Below are 18,153 nucleotides of genomic sequence, written 5' to 3'. Positions count from 1 at the left end.
CCACGCGGAAGGGGGATAAAGGAAGAAGATCATGAACGACCTGACCAAGTTCACCAACCAGATCGCCAAGCCCGAGACCTTCGACCAGATCCAGATCGGTCTGGCGAGCCCCGAGCGCATCCGCAGCTGGTCCTTCGGCGAGATCAAGAAGCCGGAGACGATCAACTACCGCACGTTCAAGCCAGAGCGTGACGGCCTGTTCTGCGCGCGCATCTTCGGCCCGGTGAAGGACTACGAGTGCCTGTGCGGCAAGTACAAGCGCATGAAGTACAAGGGCGTCGTCTGCGAAAAGTGCGGCGTCGAAGTCACCGTCACCAAGGTGCGCCGCGAGCGCATGGGCCACATCGAACTGGCGGCGCCCGTCGCGCACATCTGGTTCCTGAAGTCGCTGCCTTCGCGCATCGGCCTGCTGCTCGACATGCAGCTCAAGCAGCTTGAGCGCATCCTCTACTTCGAGAGCTATGTCGTGATCGAGCCGGGCATCACCCCGCTCGAGCGCTACCAGCTGCTGACCGAGGACGAACTGCTCGACGCGCAGGACGAGTACGGCGAGGACGCATTCTCGGCCGGGATCGGCGCCGAGGCGGTCAAGCAGATGCTGATGGACCTCGACCTCGAGCAGGAACGCAAGGACCTGATGGAGGAGCTCGCCACCACCAAGAGCGAGCTGAAGCCCAAGAAGATCATCAAGCGCCTCAAGGTCGTCGAATCGTTCATCGATTCGGGCAACCGCCCCGAGTGGATGATCCTTGACGTGATCCCGGTCATTCCGCCCGAACTGCGCCCGCTGGTGCCGCTCGATGGTGGCCGTTTCGCGACCTCGGATCTCAACGATCTCTATCGCCGCGTCATCAACCGCAACAACCGCCTCAAGCGCCTGATCGAACTGCGCGCGCCGGACATCATCGTCCGCAACGAAAAGCGCATGCTGCAGGAGGCCGTTGACGCGCTGTTCGACAACGGCCGCCGCGGCCGCATCATCACGGGCGCCAACAAGCGTCCGCTGAAGTCGCTCTCCGACATGCTCAAGGGCAAGCAGGGCCGCTTCCGCCAGAACCTGCTCGGCAAGCGCGTCGATTATTCGGGTCGTTCGGTGATCGTGACCGGTCCGGAACTCAAACTGCACCAGTGCGGCCTGCCCAAGAAGATGGCGCTCGAGCTGTTCAAGCCGTTCATCTATGCCCGCCTCGATGCCAAGGGTCTCTCGATGACCCTCAAGCAGGCCAAGAAGTGGGTCGAGAAGGAACGCAAGGAAGTCTGGGACATCCTGGATGAAGTGATCCGCGAGCACCCGGTCATGCTCAACCGCGCGCCGACGCTTCACCGCCTCGGCATCCAGGCATTCGAGCCCGTGCTGATCGAGGGCAAGGCGATCCAGCTGCACCCGCTTGTCTGTTCGGCCTTCAACGCCGACTTCGACGGTGACCAGATGGCCGTCCACGTGCCGCTTTCGCTGGAAGCCCAGCTCGAAGCACGCGTGCTGATGATGTCGACCAACAACATCCTTTCGCCCGCCAACGGCAAGCCGATCATCGTGCCTTCGCAGGACATGGTGCTGGGTCTCTATTACCTGTCGATGGACCGTCAGGGCGAACCGGGCGAAGGCATGATGATGGCCGACATGGCCGAAGTGCATCAGGCGCTGTTCGCTGGTGCCGTGACGATGCACTCGAAGATCGTCGCGCGCGTTCCCCAGACCGACGAGCAGGGCAAGACCTACCTCAAGCGCTACGAGACGACGCCGGGCCGCATGCTCATCGGCGAGTGCCTGCCCAAGAGCAGCACGGTTCCCTTCGAGCTGGTCAACCGCCTGCTCACCAAGAAGGAAATCGCCGACGTCATCGATCAGGTCTATCGCCACACTGGCCAGAAGGACACGGTGCTCTTCGCCGACGCGATCATGAGCCTCGGCTTCCGCAACGCGTTCAAGGCGGGCATCTCGTTCGGCAAGGACGACATGATCATCCCCGACAGCAAGGACGCGCTGGTTGGCGAGACCAAGGAACTGGTGGCCGACTACGAGCAGCAGTACCAGGACGGCCTGATCACCCAGCAGGAAAAGTACAACAAGGTGATCGACGCGTGGAGCCGCTGCGGCGATCAGGTGGCGGCGGCCATGATGGAAGAGATCAAGGCGACGCCGCTCGATGATCAGGGCCGCGAGGCTCAGGTCAACTCGATCTACATGATGAGCCACTCGGGCGCGCGCGGTTCTCCGACGCAGATGAAGCAGCTTGCCGGTATGCGCGGCCTCATGGCCAAGCCGTCGGGCGAGATCATCGAGACCCCGATCATCTCGAACTTCAAGGAAGGCCTGACCGTCCTTGAGTACTTCAACTCGACCCACGGCGCCCGCAAGGGTCTCGCGGATACCGCATTGAAGACCGCGAACTCGGGTTACCTCACGCGTCGTCTCGTCGATGTCTCGCAGGACTGCGTCGTCACCATCGACGATTGCGGCACCGAGCGGGCGCTCGAAATGCGCGCGATCGTGCAGGGCGGTTCGACGATCGCCTCGCTCGGCGAGCGCATCCTCGGCCGCACGCTGGCCGAGGACATGATCGAGGCCAAGACCGGCGCAGTGCTCATGCCCAAGGGCACCCTGCTCGACGAAGCCGCGATCGCGAAGATCGAGGCGGCGGGCTCGCAGTCGGCGCGCATCCGCTCGCCGCTGGTCTGCGCGGCGCAAGTCGGCGTCTGCGGCACATGCTATGGCCGCGACCTTGCGCGCGGCACCCCGGTCAACATCGGCGAAGCGGTCGGCGTGATCGCGGCGCAGTCGATCGGCGAGCCGGGCACGCAGCTCACCATGCGTACGTTCCACATCGGCGGCGCGGCGCAGGTCAACGAGCAGTCGAACCTTGAGTCGCTGTGCGACGGTACCGTGATCTACCGCGACATCCCGACGATCACGGACTCGCGTGGCCGCCGCCTCAGCCTTGCCCGCAACGGCGAGATCGTGGTGATGGACACCGAGGGCCGCGAGCGCGCGATGCACCGCGTGCCTTACGGTACGCACCTGATCCACGAGAACGGCGCCACCATCAAGCAGGGCGAACGCCTGGCTGAATGGGATCCGTTCACCCTTCCGGTGATCACCGACAAGCCGGGTGTGGTGCGTTATCAGGACCTCGTCGACGGCCGTACCCTGACCGAACTGGTCGACGACGCCACCGGCATTGCCCAGCGCGTCGTGACCGAGAACCGGGCCGGTGGGCGCGCCAAGAAGGAAGACCTGCGTCCGCGCCTGACCCTGCTCGACGAGAACTCGGGCGAGACCGCGCGCTATCTCATGGCGCCGGGCACCACGCTGTCGGTCGAGGACGGGCAGACGGTGCAGGCCGGTGACGTGCTCGCGCGTGCCAGCCGCGAAGCCGCCAAGACCCGCGACATCACCGGCGGTCTGCCGCGGGTGGCCGAACTGTTCGAGGCGCGCATCCCGAAGGACAACGCGATCATCGCGAAGATCTCGGGCCGCATCGAATTCGTTCGCGATTACAAGGCCAAGCGCAAGATCGCGATCATCCCCGAGGAAGGCGATCCGGTCGAGTACCTGATCCCCAAGTCGAAGGTGATCGACGTGCAGGAAGGCGACTGGGTCAAGAAGGGCGACAACCTCATCAGCGGTTCGCCCAACCCGCACGACATCCTTGAGGTCATGGGTGTTGAAGCCCTGGCCGAGTACCTCGTCGCGGAAATCCAGGAAGTCTACCGCTTGCAGGGCGTGAAGATCAACGACAAGCACATCGAGGTGATCGTTCGCCAGATGCTGCAGAAGGTCGAGATCACCGATGGCGGCGATACAACGCTGCTGCCGGGCGAGCAGATCGACCTTGAGGAGATGAACGAATACAACGCGCGTCTCGCGCCGGGCATGCGCCCGGCCGAAGGCAAGCCGGTGCTGCTCGGCATCACCAAGGCTTCGCTCCAGACGCGTTCGTTCATCTCCGCCGCGTCGTTCCAGGAAACCACCCGCGTGCTCACGCAGGCGGCTGTCGAGGGCAAGCGCGATTCGCTGATCGGTCTCAAGGAGAACGTCATCGTCGGTCGCCTGATCCCGGCGGGCACGGGCGCGGGCATGAACCGTCTGCGCGTTGCGGCCACCAGCCGCGACGCGGCGCTGCGCGCGTCCTATCGCAAGCTCCAGGAAGTGCTCATCGCCCCCGCCTCGGCGGCCGAAGAGCATGCTGCCGAGCTGGCGCAGGGCCCGGAAGCCGCGATCGGCGATGATCCGCTGGCGGCGGTCGAGGGCGAGACCCATGGTCTCGACGCCGATGCCGGTGATTACCTGATCGAGGGCGACGAGGCCTGAGCGCCTCGCGGGGCAACCCGCGTCCGTCCATGAACCTGAAACCCCGTCGGCGTGAGCCGGCGGGGTTTTTGGTTTGTCCTCGGGGGGCTACGTAAATTTCTCAGGGCTGCCGGACGGCACATGGCAAGGGCTTGCCCGCTATGCCCCCGTTGCGGCCACCCGTCCGTTGCGGCTGCGTCATGGAGTTCCTTGCATGCTCAGCCACAAGGCGCGCCGCAGCGCGCTGCTTCTGATCGGTCTCGTGCTCGCGATCATCGCGCTGGCCTCGGCGGTCGTATACTCGATCCGTGCGGGCGGCCCGATCACGCAGCAGACCGCCCTGCAATCCGAACTCCTCGCCGATGTGCTCCCGCCCCCGGCCTTCGTGGTCGAGCCCTACCTCAATGCGTCGCTGGTCGCGCATGACCCCACGCGCGCCGGCCCCTATCTGAGCGAGCTCAAGGACGAGCGCGCCGAGTTCGAGGCGCGCAAGGCCTATTGGAAGGCCGCCCCGGTACCCGAACAATTGCGCCAGCCGCTCAGGGATACGATCGCGGCGGCGGACAAGTTCTGGCAGGTCATGGACAGCAATTTCCTCCCGGCGGTGGCGAGCGGCAACCAGCCCGCCATGAGCGAGGCCTTCACCATGCAGCTGGCGCCGATCTACCGTGTGCAGCGCGAGCAGGTGCGCAGCATCGTGGCGCTCAGCCGCACCTACAGCGCCGAGACCGAGCGCGAAAACGCCAGCCTCACAACGTTGGCGCTGTCCGGACTCGGCGTTCTCGCGCTTGCCTTGCTCGGCCTCATACTGGCGAGCGCCCGCGCTGCGCAGCGCCTTGTGGTCATGCCGCTGGTCGAGACCGCAGCGGCGATGCAGCGCATGGCCAACGGAGATACGAACTCGCAGATCGAGGGGACCGACCGCCAGGACGAGATCGGTCAGGTCGCCCGTGCCATGCAGGTGTTCCGCGAAGCCGGACAGTCGCGCCAGCAAGCCTCGGCCGAGCAGGCGGTTGTCGTCCGGGCGCTTTCGGCTGGCCTTGCCCGGCTGGCGGCCAAGGACCTCGAGCATCAGCTCGAAGCGAAGTTCCCGCCGGACTATGAGACCCTGCGCGAGAACTACAACGCCGCTGTCACTTCGCTGGCGGATGCCTTGCGGACAGTGCGGGTTGGCACGGCCAGCGTTCAGGGCAGCATAGCCGAAATCGGCAGCGCAGCGCAGGATCTGGCGCTGCGCAACGAAGCACAAGCATCGCGGATCGCGGAGACCGCGCGCGCTATGGATGCGGTGACCGGCATCGTGCAGGATACCGCGACAGGGGCCCAGGCCGTGAGCCAGACCATCACCCATGCCGATCGCGAGGCCGGCGAGGGCGGAGAAGTCGTGCGCCGGGCGATCGAGGCCATGGCCGCGATCGAGCAGTCCGCACAGGAGATCGGCCAGATCATCGCGGTGATCGACGGCATCGCCTTCCAGACCAACCTGCTCGCGCTCAACGCGGGAGTGGAGGCGGCACGCGCCGGCGAGGCGGGCAAGGGCTTTGCGGTCGTTGCCACCGAAGTGCGCGCGCTGGCTCAGCGCAGCGCCGATGCCGCGCAGAGCATCAAGGCGCTCATCACCACCAGCGGCGAGCAGGTCGGCACGGGCGTGGATCTGGTGCGCGAAAGCGGCACCCGGCTCGAGGCCATCGTGCGGCGGATCAGCGAGATCGGCGCGCTCACGGGCAGTATCGCCGGATCGGCGACGCGCCAGGCCTCGAGCCTCGGCCAGATCAACGCCGCGATGCGCGAGATGGACCGCATGACCCAGCAGAACGCGGCAATGGTCGAGGAGTCATCGGCCGCAACCCGCAGCCTTGCCGCCGAGGCGCTCCGCCTCAACGAGCTGGTCGCGACGTTCCGCACCCGCGATATCGCGCTCCGCCCCGCTGCGGTGGCTGTGCCCGCCAGCCTCCGCCGCAAGTCCGCGCTGGAGACGACTGACATCGCCCAGCCGATGCCGCTTGCCTTGGCCAGTTAGTGCTTCACCGCGCCTTTGCGCTGCGCCAGCGTTTCGGGCGAAGGGATCAGCGGGCTGAGCGCCGCGATCACTGCCTCGGCATCTATATAAAGTTCGGGGCTTACGCCGGGCTCGTCCGGATTGACGAACGAGACCTCGCCGTACAGCGGCCGGCTGACGTGCAAGTTCATCAGCATGCCCTTCTTCGCGCGCGCCTTGGCCAGAAGCGCGGCGTGCAGTACGATCCCGTCGAGTCCGGCGAGGCCATTGCCCGGTGAGAGAATGACCCAATGCTGCGAGCGCTTGATCGGCTCACCCAGCAGGAGGCGGGACTTGTCGGTCCGATAGACCGCCTTGGAAGTGCCCTCGAAATCCTTGATCGATTCGTAGGAAAAAATGTTGCTGAACAGCGTCTTGTTGTCGCTGTCAGTCGCGAGGCGGCGGATGCGCTCCTTGTCGCGCCGCTCGGTCCAGAGCACCTCGGGCGTCTTCGCGAGGGCGCCGAACAGCTCTTCTGGCGCCGCGCCCTTGCGCAGGCGCCGGTTTACTTCGAGGACAGTGCCAAAGCCGGGACTGAGCCACTGCGAGCGCGCGGCGAATGTGCGCCGCGCCTCCGTCAGCTTGCCTGTCGCGGCGAGGTTGGTAATGCCGAGCAGGTCGAGCACTTCGACCACGGCGGCGGCGTTGTCCTCTGCCTTGCCTGCAGCGACGCGGCTGTCCATGTTGGTACGGGCATCGTTTTCGCGCGCGGCGGCGCGGGCGCTGTCGCCGACGAGCGCGTGATCCAGCGCGGCGAGGGCATAGGGCAGCGAGCCCTTGAATTCGGGCTTCTGGGCCTCGAGCACTTCGATCACGAGTTCGCGATAGCGCGCTGCGTCGGCAAAGCGGCCCACCTCCTCGAGCCTGGACGCATAGACGACCAGTGCGGCCGGGAAGATCCGGACCAGCGACTTGAGCTGCGCCTCGCGCGCAGGCGAAAGATCGTGCAGGAACTGGTCGTAAGTTTCGGCGGTGAGAAGCTGGACGATCCCGTACTGCGGGCCGCCCAGCGAGCGCAGCGAGGCTTCCTCGGCCTTGGCGGGATCGTCCAGCCGCAGCTGGATCACGGATTCGACCTGGTCGAACGAGAAGCCCATCGAGCGGTCGAAGTAGAGATTGCCGGTCAGGCCCGCACCCTTCGCTTCGGCCCGCGCCTTTTCGACCTCGATCAGCGCGGCGGTGTAGCTCTTGCCTTCGATGTGGTGCAGCGCGCGCGCCAGGATCAGCGGAATGCGGCGGATCTTGTTGGTTTCTTCTTTCGGATCGTCGAGCAGGTGGGTGCAGGCCTCCACACCCTTCTCCGCGAAGAGCCGCTTGGCTGGATCTGGCGCTTCGGGGCTCGGCGCGAAGATGCCCAGCAGCGTGACCGCGCCGACCAGCCGGGCAAAGTCCTCGCCCCCCGTGGTGTTGTTGGGCTCCCCGTCGCAGCGCAGATAGTAGGACCCGAGGCGCTTCATTTCTTCGCGCTCGGCGACACGGGCGGCTTCGGCGGCGGCCTGCTGCTCCTTGGTGGCATCGGCCGCCTGCGCCAGCGGTGCGCCCAGCGCGAGCGCGGCCAGCGCTGCGGTCGCCATGATCTGCCTGATCTTCACCTGCTTCCCCCGGTTCTACCCAGCGTTACGGTACGGGCGCGTGTGCAGGTGGACAAGCGGGGGAAGCATCCGTTGTGGGCCTCGCCCCGCAAACAGGGCGGCGAGGCCATTCGCTTGCGGGCTCAGCGGGCGCGGCGGTGCTCGCCCTTGACCCAGCGCACCGTGCCCGAGCTGGCGCGCATCACCACGCTTTCGGTGGTCATCACGCCGCTCTTGTTGACCTTCACCCCAGCCAGCAGTGAGCCGTCGGTGACTCCCGTGGCGGCGAAGATGCAGTCGCCCTTGGCCAGTTCCTTGAGGTCGTAGACCTTGTTCAGGTCGGTGATGCCCCACTTGCGCGCGCGGGCCTTCTCGTCCTCGTTGCGGAACAGCAGGCGGCCCTTGAACTGCCCGCCAACGCAGCGCAGCGCAGCGGCCGCGAGCACGCCTTCGGGGGCGCCCCCGGTGCCCATGTAAAGATCGATGCCGGTATCCTCATTGGTCACCGCGATCACGCCGGCGACATCGCCGTCGGGGATCAGGCTGATGCCGCAGCCCAGCGCGCGCAGCTCGGCGATAAGATCGGCATGGCGCGGGCGGTCGAGCACGCAGACGATGATGTCCTCCGGGTTAACGCCCTTGGCTTTGGCCACCGCCTTGACGTTCTCGGACGGAGTGCGGTCCAGGTCGATGATGCCGTCGGGGTAGCCGGGGCCGACCGCGAGCTTGTCCATGTAGACGTCGGGCGCGTTCAGCAGGCCGCCTTCTTCGGCCACGGCGAGCACCGCGAGCGCGTTGGGCCCCGCCTTCGCAGTGATCGTGGTGCCTTCCAGCGGATCGAGCGCGATGTCGATCTTCGGTCCCTTGCCGGGCGCCGCGCCGACCTTCTCGCCGATGTAGAGCATGGGCGCCTCGTCGCGCTCACCCTCCCCGATCACGACGGTGCCGTCCATGTAGAGTTCGTTGAAGGCGGCGCGCATGGCTTCCACGGCGGCAGCATCGGCGGCCTTCTCGTCGCCGCGGCCGATGAGGCGGGAGGCGCCGATCGCGGCGGCTTCGGTGACGCGGACCATCTCGAGCACGAGAACGCGGTCAAGAACCTGGGAGGCGGCGGGGGCTGGGCGCGTATCGGTCACGTTGACTCCTGAGGCTGCTTGGCGGTAGCTCCAACCGCCCTAGACGGGAGGATATGCGGTTGTCGAGGCGCGGAATTGGTGAATGGTTCGCGCTTCGCGCATTCCTATGCACTTGCCTGTGCGCTGGCGTTGTTTCCGGCACCATGCCGGCGGCTCTGGCACAGTCTGCGCCGCCCGCCGCGCCCGCCGCGCAGGCTCCCGCACGTTCCGACTCGGCCAGTCCAGCGCCGGCGAATCCCGACACCGCGACGCCCGATCCCGCGCTGGCCGAGGCCAACGCCGCCATTGCCCAGCGTCTGCTTCAGGCCGGGCAACGCACGCGCTGCGGCGGAGCCGGGGCGGACGGAGGCATTGTCGTGTGCGGCGGCCGCGAGGCGAACGAGAAAGAGCGCCTGCCCTTGCGGGATGAACTCGAATCGGCGCGTGCCACCCGCGATGGCCTGGCGCGCGCGCCCAATGTGAGCGGTCTTCCCGATTGCAGCAGAGGCTGTATCGGGTTCGGCTCGGCGCCGGCGCCGATGTACTTTTTCGACATCACCAAGCTGCCTGAGGCGCCGCCCGATTCGGATGCCGACAGGATTGCACGCGGGGAAATTCGGGCGCCCTAGAGAGCGTTCGGTGCCGCTGCGACAGGCCATCGTCGACAGCGTGCATCTGCGGGTGCCGCAGAGCCATACCCCTCTTTTAACGTCCTAATCTTCCTGAATCAGACGCAGCAGGCTGCCGTCCGGATCGATCAGTGCGCCGACCAGCCCGCCCCATGCCTCGCGCTTCGGGCGGTGGAGGCGCGGCCAGCCTGTGGTCCCTTCCGCTAAGCCCGCTGCGACAAGCGCCGCGTAGAACCCCTCGACGTCGTCCAATCTCAGGCAGCTGCCGAACGAACTCGTTGCAGGATCGAGGTCGGGATAAGGAAAGAACTCGAGGATCAGGCCGCCCCGCGCGAGGATCATCCAGCCTGCATCGCGCCATGATTCGGTGAAACCGAACTGCCCATAGAAGCGGGCCGTCGCCTCGAAATCCCGTGAAGGCAAATTGGGCGTCGCACGGTCGGCCATGGCGCCTCAGTCTTCGAGGATGTGCATGACGAGCGGCGGCGCGCCGAGGCTGGCAGAGCCTTCGAGCAGGCGCAGCGCCTCAGCGATCGCGCTTTCCGGCCCTTCGTGCGTGACCATCGCCACGAGCACTTCCTCGGTAGAGCCGATCGCGGCGCGGCCCTTCTGGATCAGGCTTTCGATCGAGACCCCGGCATCACGCATCGCGGCGGTGATCTCCGCCAGCACGCCGGGCCGGTCCGCTACGGTGAAGCGAAGATAGGCTTTCCCGGTGCGGTGGCCGCTGTCGGCCGGGGCTGCGGCCTCGAGCTCGGCGGCGGGGATCGAGAACGGCGCACCGATATCGCCGCGCGCGATATCGATGAGGTCGGCCACGACCGCGCTCGCGGTTGGCCCGTCGCCCGCGCCCGCGCCCTGGAACAGCAGTCGGCCGACGAAATTGCCTTCCGCGACGACGGCATTGGTCGCACCGTCGACATGGGCGAGCGGGTGATCGCGGTGGACGAGCATCGGGTGGACGCGCTGGAACAGGCGGCGCTGGCCGGCGGCATCGAGCTCGGTCTCTGCCATGCCGATCAGGCGGATGTAATAGCCCAGCGCATCGGCCTGCGCGATATCGGCAGCGATCACGCGGCGGATGCCGGTGGCGGCGACAGGTTTGAAATCGACAGCGGTGCCGAAGGCGATGCTGGAAAGGATCGCCAGCTTGTGCGCGGCGTCGATGCCGTCGATGTCGAAAGTCGGATCGCTTTCGGCATAGCCCTTGGCCTGCGCCTCGGCGAGCACATCGGCGAAATCGCGGCCGGTGTCCTCCATGGTCGAGAGGATGTAATTGCAGGTGCCGTTGAGAATTCCGTAGACGCGGTCGATGTAGTTTGCGGCCGCGCCCTCCTTGAGCGCCTTGATCACCGGGATGCCGCCCGCCACGGCTGCCTCGAACTTGAAGGCGACCTTGGCCGCTTCGGCCTTGGTGGCAAGCTCGAGCCCGTGGTGCGCGATCATCGCCTTGTTCGCGGTGACAAGCGCCTTGCCCGCCTCGAACGTGGTGCGCGCCAGCGCCAGCGCCGGGCCGTCGGCCCCGCCGACCAGCTCGACGACCACGTCCACATCGGGCCGCTCGCCCAGGATCACCATGTCGTCTTCCCAGGCATAGCCTGATAGGTCGACGCCGCGGTCCTTGCTGCGATTGCGCGCGCTGATCGCGCTGATCGTGATCGGCCGGCCGGCACGGCGCGCGATCAGCCCGGCATTGGCTTCCAGCAGGCGGATCACGCCGCCGCCCACAGTGCCAAGCCCGGCGAGCGCGATGCGCAAAGGTTCGCTCATGATCATCCCCATCAAATCTTATCGGGCGCCTTAGGGGAGCCGATGGCCCCTCGCAACCGGGGGTGGAAGTGCCGCTTACGGCGCGAGACGCTTGCGCGTGCAAGGGCCCAGATCGGCCAGTACGCGGGCATAGTCCTCGGCGGCGATTCGCCGGTCGACGAGCGAACCGGAAATGTTTGCGCGTTCGGGCAGGCGCTGCGGCAAGCCGCAGGCCAGGCGGTACCACGCGAGTGAGGAGGGCAGCGGCGGGTGGGCGGCCGAATCGACGATCTCGGTGAAGCTGACCCCCCAGGTCACCGGCTGGTCCGGCCGCCGCAGCACCGAAATCGAGACCGGCGCGCCGGTGGTGGTGGCAAGGAACAGCTGGGTCTCGCCTTCTCCGGCCAGATTGCCCGAAACATGCAGCGCCTCGCGCAGCGCGGTGATCGGTGGCGGCGCATCGGGGAGTGCGGTTTCGGTAAGAATCGCGCGCAGCGTCGCCTCGCGCGCCGGGGTGAGGGGCAGCATGGCATCGGGGGCGACAAGCTGGAGCTCGTCTGCGCTTTCATCCACCGTGCGTGCCAGCACAAGCACTTCGGTCTTGTTCAGCCGGGGCGGCTTGCCGCGCGCATCCAGCGGCACATCGGCGAGGAAGCGGATCGATTCGCCAAGCTCCGGCCCGATCAGCAGCGCGGTGATGCGCGCTTCAATGTACAGCCGTGCTCGGCCCGGCGGTAGTCCGGGCGCCGCCTCGGGCTTGAGCCAGAGCGCTTTTCGAACCTGCGCACGCACGACCACGTTTGCAGGCAGTGCAAGGTCGACCAGATCGGCATAGGCATAGGCCGTGTCGGCCTCCAGCCCGGGTGCCATGGCGACCGACAAAGCCGTTTCTTGTCCGTAACTTGGCCCGGAAAGGCCAATGCCGAGCAGCGGCGCGGCAAGAAGGCTCAGCCAAAGTCCGACGGGCCGGAGGTGGATGAATCGGGGCATTCTAACAGTCCTTACACTGGCACGCGCTGCGGCGGCCCGGCGGGCCACCTGCGCGAGTTTCAGGCAGCGCAACCGTGAATTGAAGGTTAACCGATAAAGCATTTGCGCGCCTTTGGCTTCGGCGTTAAAGCTCGGGCCTATCGGGTATTTCAATAATGAAAATCCGAAAAAGCCGCCGCCGGGTTCCTTGCACCCGATGTCGGCGGTCCGGTTTGCCGGCAGGGTGGAATGAAATCGCTGGATTGGCCAATCGCGCTGGATGGGTGATTCCATGCGCGATTCCGTGGTTGTCGGCATCGCTTGCGATGCCCGCCTGCCGCGGAAGATCAGGAGTTTTGGAGCTGAATGGCATACGCTGACCAACAGATGAGCGGTAACAAGATCACCGCGCTCATCGTCGTTGCGATCCTTCATGTTGCCCTGGGCTACGCTCTGGTTACAGGGCTGGCTTACGAGGCGTACAAGAAGGTCAAAGAGGTGACTTCGGCGGTCAACATCGAGGAAGAGAAGCCGCCGGAACTGCCCCCGCCCCCACCACCGCCGAAGGATGCGCCGCCGCCACCGATTGTGGCGCCGCCCCCGGCTATCACGCTGCCTGCCCCGGCGCCTGTGCTCGACACGGTGCAGCATGCCGAGCCGCCTGAGCCGCCGCGGCCGCCTGTGCAGCTGCCGCCGCCTCCGTCGCCGCCGCCCCCCCGCTTTACTCCCAAGGCGGCGACGCCAAAGGGTAACCCGGGGAACTGGGCAACGTCGAACGACTATCCTTCGCGCGCCCTGCGCGAGGAGCGGGAAGGCAGCAGCGGTTTCCGCGTTAGTGTGGGTGCCGACGGCAAGGTGACGTCTTGTGAGATCACCCGTTCGAGCGGCAGTCCCGATCTCGACCAGGCGACTTGCGACAACGTCCGTCGCCGTGCGCGGTTCACACCGGCTACCGATGGCGAAGGCAACCCCACCACGGGCAGCTACGCCAGCACGATCCGCTGGGTCATTCCTAAGGACTGACCCGGCGCATCGGGCCGGGATCGCCCCCGCCTGAGTTTATCTTTTTGATCCTTGCTACGAAATTTTGAAGAGGAAGACCCGAATGCTCATCGAAACCCTCGCCGCGGCCGCTTCTGCTGCGCCTCAGAACAAGTTTGGCATCGCGGAAGTGCTGTTCCCGGGTGGCAAGCCCGCCTGGATCCCGCTCACCACCTTCACGATCCTTGTGATCATGTCGGTCGGCTCGTTCTTCATCCTCTTCACCAAGTGGGCGGAGCAGGCCAAGATCATCAAGCAGTATGCCACGCTCGCCGGGTTCTGGCGCGCGCCCTCGATGCGCGACGGTGCGACCAAGCTGGAGAAGAACTCCGCATGGCGCCAGATCGTCGATGATGGTCTCTCGGCTGAAGAAGCCTCGACCAAGATGGACGAATCGGAAGGCCATGACTGGATGCATGGTTCGCTCGCCCGTTCGGAGAATTCGATCAACTCGAAGCTCGCCGGCGGCCTGCCCTTCCTCGCGACCGTCGGTGCAACGGCGCCGTTCATCGGTCTGTTCGGTACCGTGGTCGGCATCTACGGCGCGCTCATCAACATCGGCATCGCCGGTTCGGCCTCGATCGACAAGGTCGCGGGTCCGGTCGGTGAAGCGCTGATCATGACCGCGCTCGGTCTGCTCGTCGCGGTTCCCGCGGTGCTCGCCTACAACTACCTGCAGGCGCGCAACAAGCGCATCGCTGAACTGCTGACCGGCTTCAGCACCGACGTGCTGGCCAACCTCGCCTCGAAGGGCGCGGTCAAGCCTGCCCTGCCGGCTGCTCCGGCTGCCAAGCCGGCCCCGGCTGCGGCACCGATCAAGAAGTAAGGCCTTGGAAGCGGGGAACGGCAGGTTCGCCTTGCCGCTCCCCTCTTCGGGAAGAACGCGGGTTCCAGCCGGGGCCGCGCCTCGGCCCCCAGGGCCCCGGAGTTACCCGGTTCACCGTGCATAGATCGGATAGGAACTAACCAATGGCAATGTCTGTAGGCGGCGCTGGCGCTCAAGAACGCCCGATGTCGGACATCAACACCACGCCGCTCGTGGACGTGATGCTCGTGCTGCTGATCATCTTCCTCATCGCGGTCCCGGTCGCGATCCAGACTGTCGAGAAGCTCAAGGTCCCCGTCCTGCCGTCAGAAGAGACGCAGGACAAGGTGGAGAACCTGCTCGTCTCGGTGGTGTCGACTGACGCTGCTGGCCGCAGCCCGAAGCAACCCGGCTACGAGGGCTCTTCGCGCACCGGCCAGTGCCGCGTCTTCATCAACAATCTGACGCCGGTCGATAGCGCCGAGCTATACAAGCAGGCCTTCGAGCGGCTTGACGCGATCGTGAAGCGTGCGGGCGGTGCGGCCAACATGGATCCTGAAAAGATCCCCGAGGTGCATATCCGCGGCGACGTCAATGTGCCCTGGAAGTGCATTGCCGGAACGATCTACAACGTGCAGATTGCGGGTTATCCCAAGGTCGGCTTCATCTCCACCCCGGTCGATCCGAACGGCTGATCCCAGCCCGTTCAGGCATCCCTTCCGGGCACACGAGACCAAACAGGAGTACCCCCTATGGCAATGAGCGGCGGCAAAGACGATGGCTCGCCGATGATGGAGATGAACACGACGCCGCTGATCGACGTCATGCTCGTCCTCCTCATCATGTTCATCATCACCATCCCCGTGGCCACGCACTCGGTCAACATCGACTTGCCTTCGGCGAATCCGCCGCCGAGCAACGTCATCATCAAGCCCGAGAAGAACAAGCTCATCCTGACGACCCAGAACGTGATCTACTGGAACGATCAGGTCATCACCGAGGGCAATCTGAGGTCGCTTCTCGATGCGACCAAGCAGATCGATCCGGAACCCGAGCTGCAGTTCCAGCCTGAGGAATACGCGTCCTACGAGAAGGCGAACCGCATGCTGAGGATCATCACAGCGTCGAAGGTGAGCAAGTTCGGCTTTGTCGGCAACGAGGCATTCGCGACGTTCACCAAGCAGTAACTGCTGGCTGACCAAGCGAAACGGATGAGGGGCGGAGCGATCCGCCCCTTTTTCGTTTTGGCTGATGCGGCCTTGGCTGGGGCTTTGGTGAGGGATCCAGATTTCGCGCAGAGGCGCAAAGAGAGGGCATAGCCTGCGGCGCAGCCGCCGTTCTGAACTCCCATACTCAGACCCAAGATCGAGGCGTAAACCCGGTGCCGTCTCCTGCGATCGACGAAAACGCCGCGCGAACACATCTTCGACGGTTTCCCTCCGCGCCTCCGCATGAACAATCCCTCTCTAAACTTCTCGACGCCTCCGCGCGAACCCAACGTCAAACCTACTCCGGCCGCATCGCCGCCGACGCGAGGCTCTCGGCCTCAAGGAGCAGCTCCTCGTCCGCCATGCCGGCCGGCACGGACTCGCGCCCGATCATCACCATCAGCGGCACGGCCAGCGGCGTCACGCGCTCCAGTTCGACATGGACCAGCTCTGCGGCCGCGCGGTCGAGCAAGGCGCCGAGCCGGCCAAGGTCGGTCATGCGCGCGCGGGCATCGGCCCAGGCCGCCTCGATCAGCAGGTGGTCGGGTTCGTGCTTGCGCAGCACGTCGTAGATGAGGTCTGTCGAGAAGGTTACCTGCCGCCCGCTCTTGCGGGCGCCGGGCTGCTGTCGTTCGACAAGGCCCGATATGACTGCAACTTCGCGGAAGGCGCGGCGCAAGAGGTGTGAGTTCTGCACCCATTCGACGAATTCGTGCGTGAGAATATCGGGCGAAAGCAGCGCCGCCGGGTCGCTTACCGGACGCAACCCCCAGACGCCGAGCGCATAGTCGTTGGCGACGAAGCCCATAGGGGAAAGGCCAGCCTCCTCCATGCGCCGGGTGATCAGCATGCCGAACGACTGGTTCGCGTTCCATCCTTCGAACGTGTAGTAGACGGTATAAGCCCGCCCGCCGTGGGGGAAGCTCTCCACCAGCAATTCGCCCGGCGCTGGCAGGCGGCTGCGCCAATCCTGCACTTCCAGCCATTCGCGAACATCGTCGGGGAAGCGCGCCCAGCCCGCACGGTCCGCCAGCATGGCCTGCACCCGCGCGGAAAGGTGCGTGGTGAGCGGCATGCGCGCGCCGTTGTAGCTCGGGATCTGGCCGGCGGACTTGGCGCCGCGCACGATCAGTTCCAGATCGCGCACGCCTTCCACCTCAAGATCGAGCCCGGCAAAGCGGAAGGTATCGCCGGGACTGAGGGTTGCGCCGAAACTCTCCTCGACCTTGCCAAGCGACCGCCCGTTGCGGAAACGCACTTCGAGCATTTCCGAATCGACGATGATCCCCGCATTCATCCGGTGCCGCGCCGCCTGCTGCGGATGGGTCAGCCGCCAGGTGCCGTCCTTCGCGCGCACGATGCGCTGGAACCTGTCATAGGCGCGCAGGGCATAGCCGCCGGTGGCCACGAAGCCGAGCACGCGCTGCCACACCGCCTCGTCCACCCAGGCATAGGCCAGCGACGCGCGCACTTCGGCGAGCAGCGCCGCTTCGGCAAACGGCCCGGCGCAGGCCACGGCCATGACATGCTGGGCCAGCACATCGAGCGCGCCGGGGCGAAAATCTTCACCATCGCGCTGACCCTGATCGACGGCATCGCGCGCGGCCATCGCCTCCAGAAACTCGAAGCGGTTGCCCGGCACCAGCAGCGCACGGCTGGGCTGGTCGAGCCGGTGGTTGGCGCGCCCGATGCGCTGGAGCAGGCGCGAGGAACCCTTGGGCGCGCCCATCTGCACCACCAGATCGATATCGCCCCAATCGACACCGAGATCGAGGCTGGCGGTGCAGACCAGCGCGCGCAGCTCGCCGCGTGCCATCGCGCCTTCCACCTTGCGCCGCGCCTCCTTCGAGAGCGAGCCGTGGTGGATGCCGATGGGCAGCTTGTCCTCGTTCGCGTCCCACAACAGCTGGAAGATGTATTCTGCAAGGAAGCGCGTGTTGGTGAAGACGAGCGTCGTGCGATTGCGGCGGATCGCTTCGTAAAGCTGCGGCAGGGCCCAGGCGGCGGCATGGCCGCCCCAAGGCACGCGCTGGCCGTCATCGGGAAGGAGGATCTCGACTTCGGCCGGCGCCCCCGGTTCGCCTTCGACCAAGCCTGTACTGTCGATGTCTCCCCAGGGCGCAAGCCAGGCGCGGAAGCTTTCGGGATCGGCGAGCGTGGCCGAGAGTGCAGCGCGCCGCAGGCCCGGCGCGAGCGCCTGCAGCCGGGTGAGCGCCAAGGCCAGCAGATCGCCCCGCTTCGACGTCGCGAAGGCGTGCACTTCGTCCACAACCACCCGCTGCAGAGTGCCGAACAGTTCCGCGCTCTCGGGATAGCTGAGGAGCAGCGAGAGCGATTCAGGCGTGGTCAGCAGGACATGTGGCGGCCGGGCGCGCTGGCGGGCCTTGCGATCGGAGGGGGTATCACCGCTGCGCGTCTCAACCGTGATGGCGAGGCCCATCTCGTTGATCGGGGCGAGCAGGTTGCGCTGCACATCATGCGCCAGCGCTTTCAGCGGGGAGACGTAGAGCGTATGCAGGCCTTCCGGCGCCGGGCCTTCCCCGAGGCGTGTGGGCGTGAACGCGGCGAGGGTCGGCAGGAACCCCGCCAGCGTCTTGCCCGCGCCGGTATCGGCCACGAGCAGTGCATGTCGACCCGCATCGTCAGCGGCAAGCATCTCCGCCTGGTGCCGCCGCACACGCCAACCGCGCCCAGTGAACCAGGCTTCGATCTCGGGGGGGATGCGGGAGGCGATCAC

The 18,153-nt window shown here is 66.1% G+C and carries 13 protein-coding genes; 7 read left to right on the top strand and 6 right to left on the bottom strand.

Translation table 11 applies throughout. The features are described 5' to 3' along the window. Positions 1-31: 31 nt before the first annotated feature. Together rpoC and WCL10_RS00950 are read left to right on the top strand one after the other, a co-directional pair. On the top strand, positions 32-4,312 hold the full coding sequence (rpoC, locus tag WCL10_RS00955; protein ID WP_336893737.1) for a DNA-directed RNA polymerase subunit beta': 4,281 nt from the start codon (positions 32-34) through the stop codon (positions 4,310-4,312). Between the two features lie 193 nt (positions 4,313-4,505). After that, complete coding sequence (locus WCL10_RS00950) at positions 4,506-6,311, top strand: HAMP domain-containing methyl-accepting chemotaxis protein (protein ID WP_336893736.1); 1,806 nt, start codon at positions 4,506-4,508, stop codon at positions 6,309-6,311. Here WCL10_RS00950 and WCL10_RS00945 read toward each other — a convergent pair. Beyond that, positions 6,308-7,921, bottom strand: coding sequence for a hypothetical protein (locus tag WCL10_RS00945; RefSeq protein ID WP_336893735.1), 1,614 nt, complete (start codon positions 7,919-7,921; stop codon positions 6,308-6,310). The genes WCL10_RS00950 and WCL10_RS00945 overlap by 4 nt on opposite strands. Positions 7,922-8,043: 122 nt before the next feature. Beyond that, positions 8,044-9,036 carry a class II fructose-bisphosphatase gene (glpX, locus tag WCL10_RS00940; protein ID WP_336893734.1) on the bottom strand — a complete coding sequence of 331 codons (993 nt, stop codon included), beginning with the start codon at positions 9,034-9,036 and terminating at the stop codon, positions 8,044-8,046. A gap of 143 nt (positions 9,037-9,179) precedes the next feature. Here glpX and WCL10_RS00935 point away from each other — a divergent pair, with 143 nt between their 5' ends. After that, positions 9,180-9,644 carry a hypothetical protein gene (locus WCL10_RS00935; protein WP_336893733.1) on the top strand — a complete coding sequence of 155 codons (465 nt, stop codon included), beginning with the start codon at positions 9,180-9,182 and terminating at the stop codon, positions 9,642-9,644. Between the two features lie 84 nt (positions 9,645-9,728). Here WCL10_RS00935 and WCL10_RS00930 read toward each other — a convergent pair whose 3' ends face one another. The 3 genes from WCL10_RS00930 to WCL10_RS00920 form a co-directional block, all read right to left on the bottom strand. After that, positions 9,729-10,091, bottom strand: coding sequence for a bleomycin resistance protein (locus tag WCL10_RS00930; protein WP_336893732.1), 363 nt, complete (start codon positions 10,089-10,091; stop codon positions 9,729-9,731). 6 nt (positions 10,092-10,097) lie between these two features. After that, positions 10,098-11,414 carry a homoserine dehydrogenase gene (locus WCL10_RS00925; RefSeq protein ID WP_336893731.1) on the bottom strand — a complete coding sequence of 439 codons (1,317 nt, stop codon included), beginning with the start codon at positions 11,412-11,414 and terminating at the stop codon, positions 10,098-10,100. Between the two features lie 75 nt (positions 11,415-11,489). Then, positions 11,490-12,383: a hypothetical protein gene (locus WCL10_RS00920; protein WP_336893730.1), complete on the bottom strand. Its 894-nt coding sequence runs from the start codon at positions 12,381-12,383 to the stop codon at positions 11,490-11,492. Between the two features lie 345 nt (positions 12,384-12,728). Between WCL10_RS00920 and WCL10_RS00915 the strand changes: the two genes are divergently transcribed. From WCL10_RS00915 to WCL10_RS00900, 4 genes are all read left to right on the top strand, one after another. After that, entirely contained in the window at positions 12,729-13,385 is a 657-nt protein-coding gene (locus tag WCL10_RS00915) for an energy transducer TonB (RefSeq protein ID WP_336893729.1), read from the top strand. A gap of 82 nt (positions 13,386-13,467) precedes the next feature. Then, positions 13,468-14,229, top strand: a complete 762-nt coding sequence (locus tag WCL10_RS00910; protein WP_336893728.1) for a MotA/TolQ/ExbB proton channel family protein — start codon at positions 13,468-13,470, stop codon at positions 14,227-14,229. Between the two features lie 143 nt (positions 14,230-14,372). Further along, entirely contained in the window at positions 14,373-14,903 is a 531-nt protein-coding gene (locus WCL10_RS00905) for a biopolymer transporter ExbD (protein WP_336893727.1), read from the top strand. Between the two features lie 57 nt (positions 14,904-14,960). Next, complete coding sequence (locus WCL10_RS00900) at positions 14,961-15,395, top strand: biopolymer transporter ExbD (RefSeq protein WP_336893726.1); 435 nt, start codon at positions 14,961-14,963, stop codon at positions 15,393-15,395. Positions 15,396-15,714: 319 nt separating this feature from the next. Here the strand turns inward: WCL10_RS00900 and WCL10_RS00895 are convergent, their stop codons facing one another. Next, entirely contained in the window at positions 15,715-18,153 is a 2,439-nt protein-coding gene (locus tag WCL10_RS00895) for a ligase-associated DNA damage response DEXH box helicase (RefSeq protein WP_336893725.1), read from the bottom strand.

The organism is Novosphingobium sp. (assembly GCF_037133355.1).
In the GTDB taxonomy this organism is placed as follows: Bacteria; Pseudomonadota; Alphaproteobacteria; order Sphingomonadales; family Sphingomonadaceae; genus Novosphingobium.
Note: the sequence above shows the minus strand (reverse complement) of the source record. Positions and strands in the feature narration are given on the sequence as shown.

What these genes read in the sequence shown, in the direction of transcription:
- rpoC (WP_336893737.1), top strand. Translation starts at nt 32, where the DNA reads ATGAACGACCTGACCAAGTTCACCAACCAGATCGCCAAGCCCGAGACC.
- WCL10_RS00950 (WP_336893736.1), top strand. Translation starts at nt 4,506, where the DNA reads ATGCTCAGCCACAAGGCGCGCCGCAGCGCGCTGCTTCTGATCGGTCTC.
- WCL10_RS00935 (WP_336893733.1), top strand. Translation starts at nt 9,180, where the DNA reads ATGCCGGCGGCTCTGGCACAGTCTGCGCCGCCCGCCGCGCCCGCCGCG.
- WCL10_RS00930 (WP_336893732.1), bottom strand. Translation starts at nt 10,091, where the DNA reads ATGGCCGACCGTGCGACGCCCAATTTGCCTTCACGGGATTTCGAGGCG.
- WCL10_RS00925 (WP_336893731.1), bottom strand. Translation starts at nt 11,414, where the DNA reads ATGAGCGAACCTTTGCGCATCGCGCTCGCCGGGCTTGGCACTGTGGGC.
- WCL10_RS00920 (WP_336893730.1), bottom strand. Translation starts at nt 12,383, where the DNA reads ATGCCCCGATTCATCCACCTCCGGCCCGTCGGACTTTGGCTGAGCCTT.
- WCL10_RS00915 (WP_336893729.1), top strand. Translation starts at nt 12,729, where the DNA reads ATGGCATACGCTGACCAACAGATGAGCGGTAACAAGATCACCGCGCTC.
- WCL10_RS00910 (WP_336893728.1), top strand. Translation starts at nt 13,468, where the DNA reads ATGCTCATCGAAACCCTCGCCGCGGCCGCTTCTGCTGCGCCTCAGAAC.
- WCL10_RS00905 (WP_336893727.1), top strand. Translation starts at nt 14,373, where the DNA reads ATGGCAATGTCTGTAGGCGGCGCTGGCGCTCAAGAACGCCCGATGTCG.
- WCL10_RS00900 (WP_336893726.1), top strand. Translation starts at nt 14,961, where the DNA reads ATGGCAATGAGCGGCGGCAAAGACGATGGCTCGCCGATGATGGAGATG.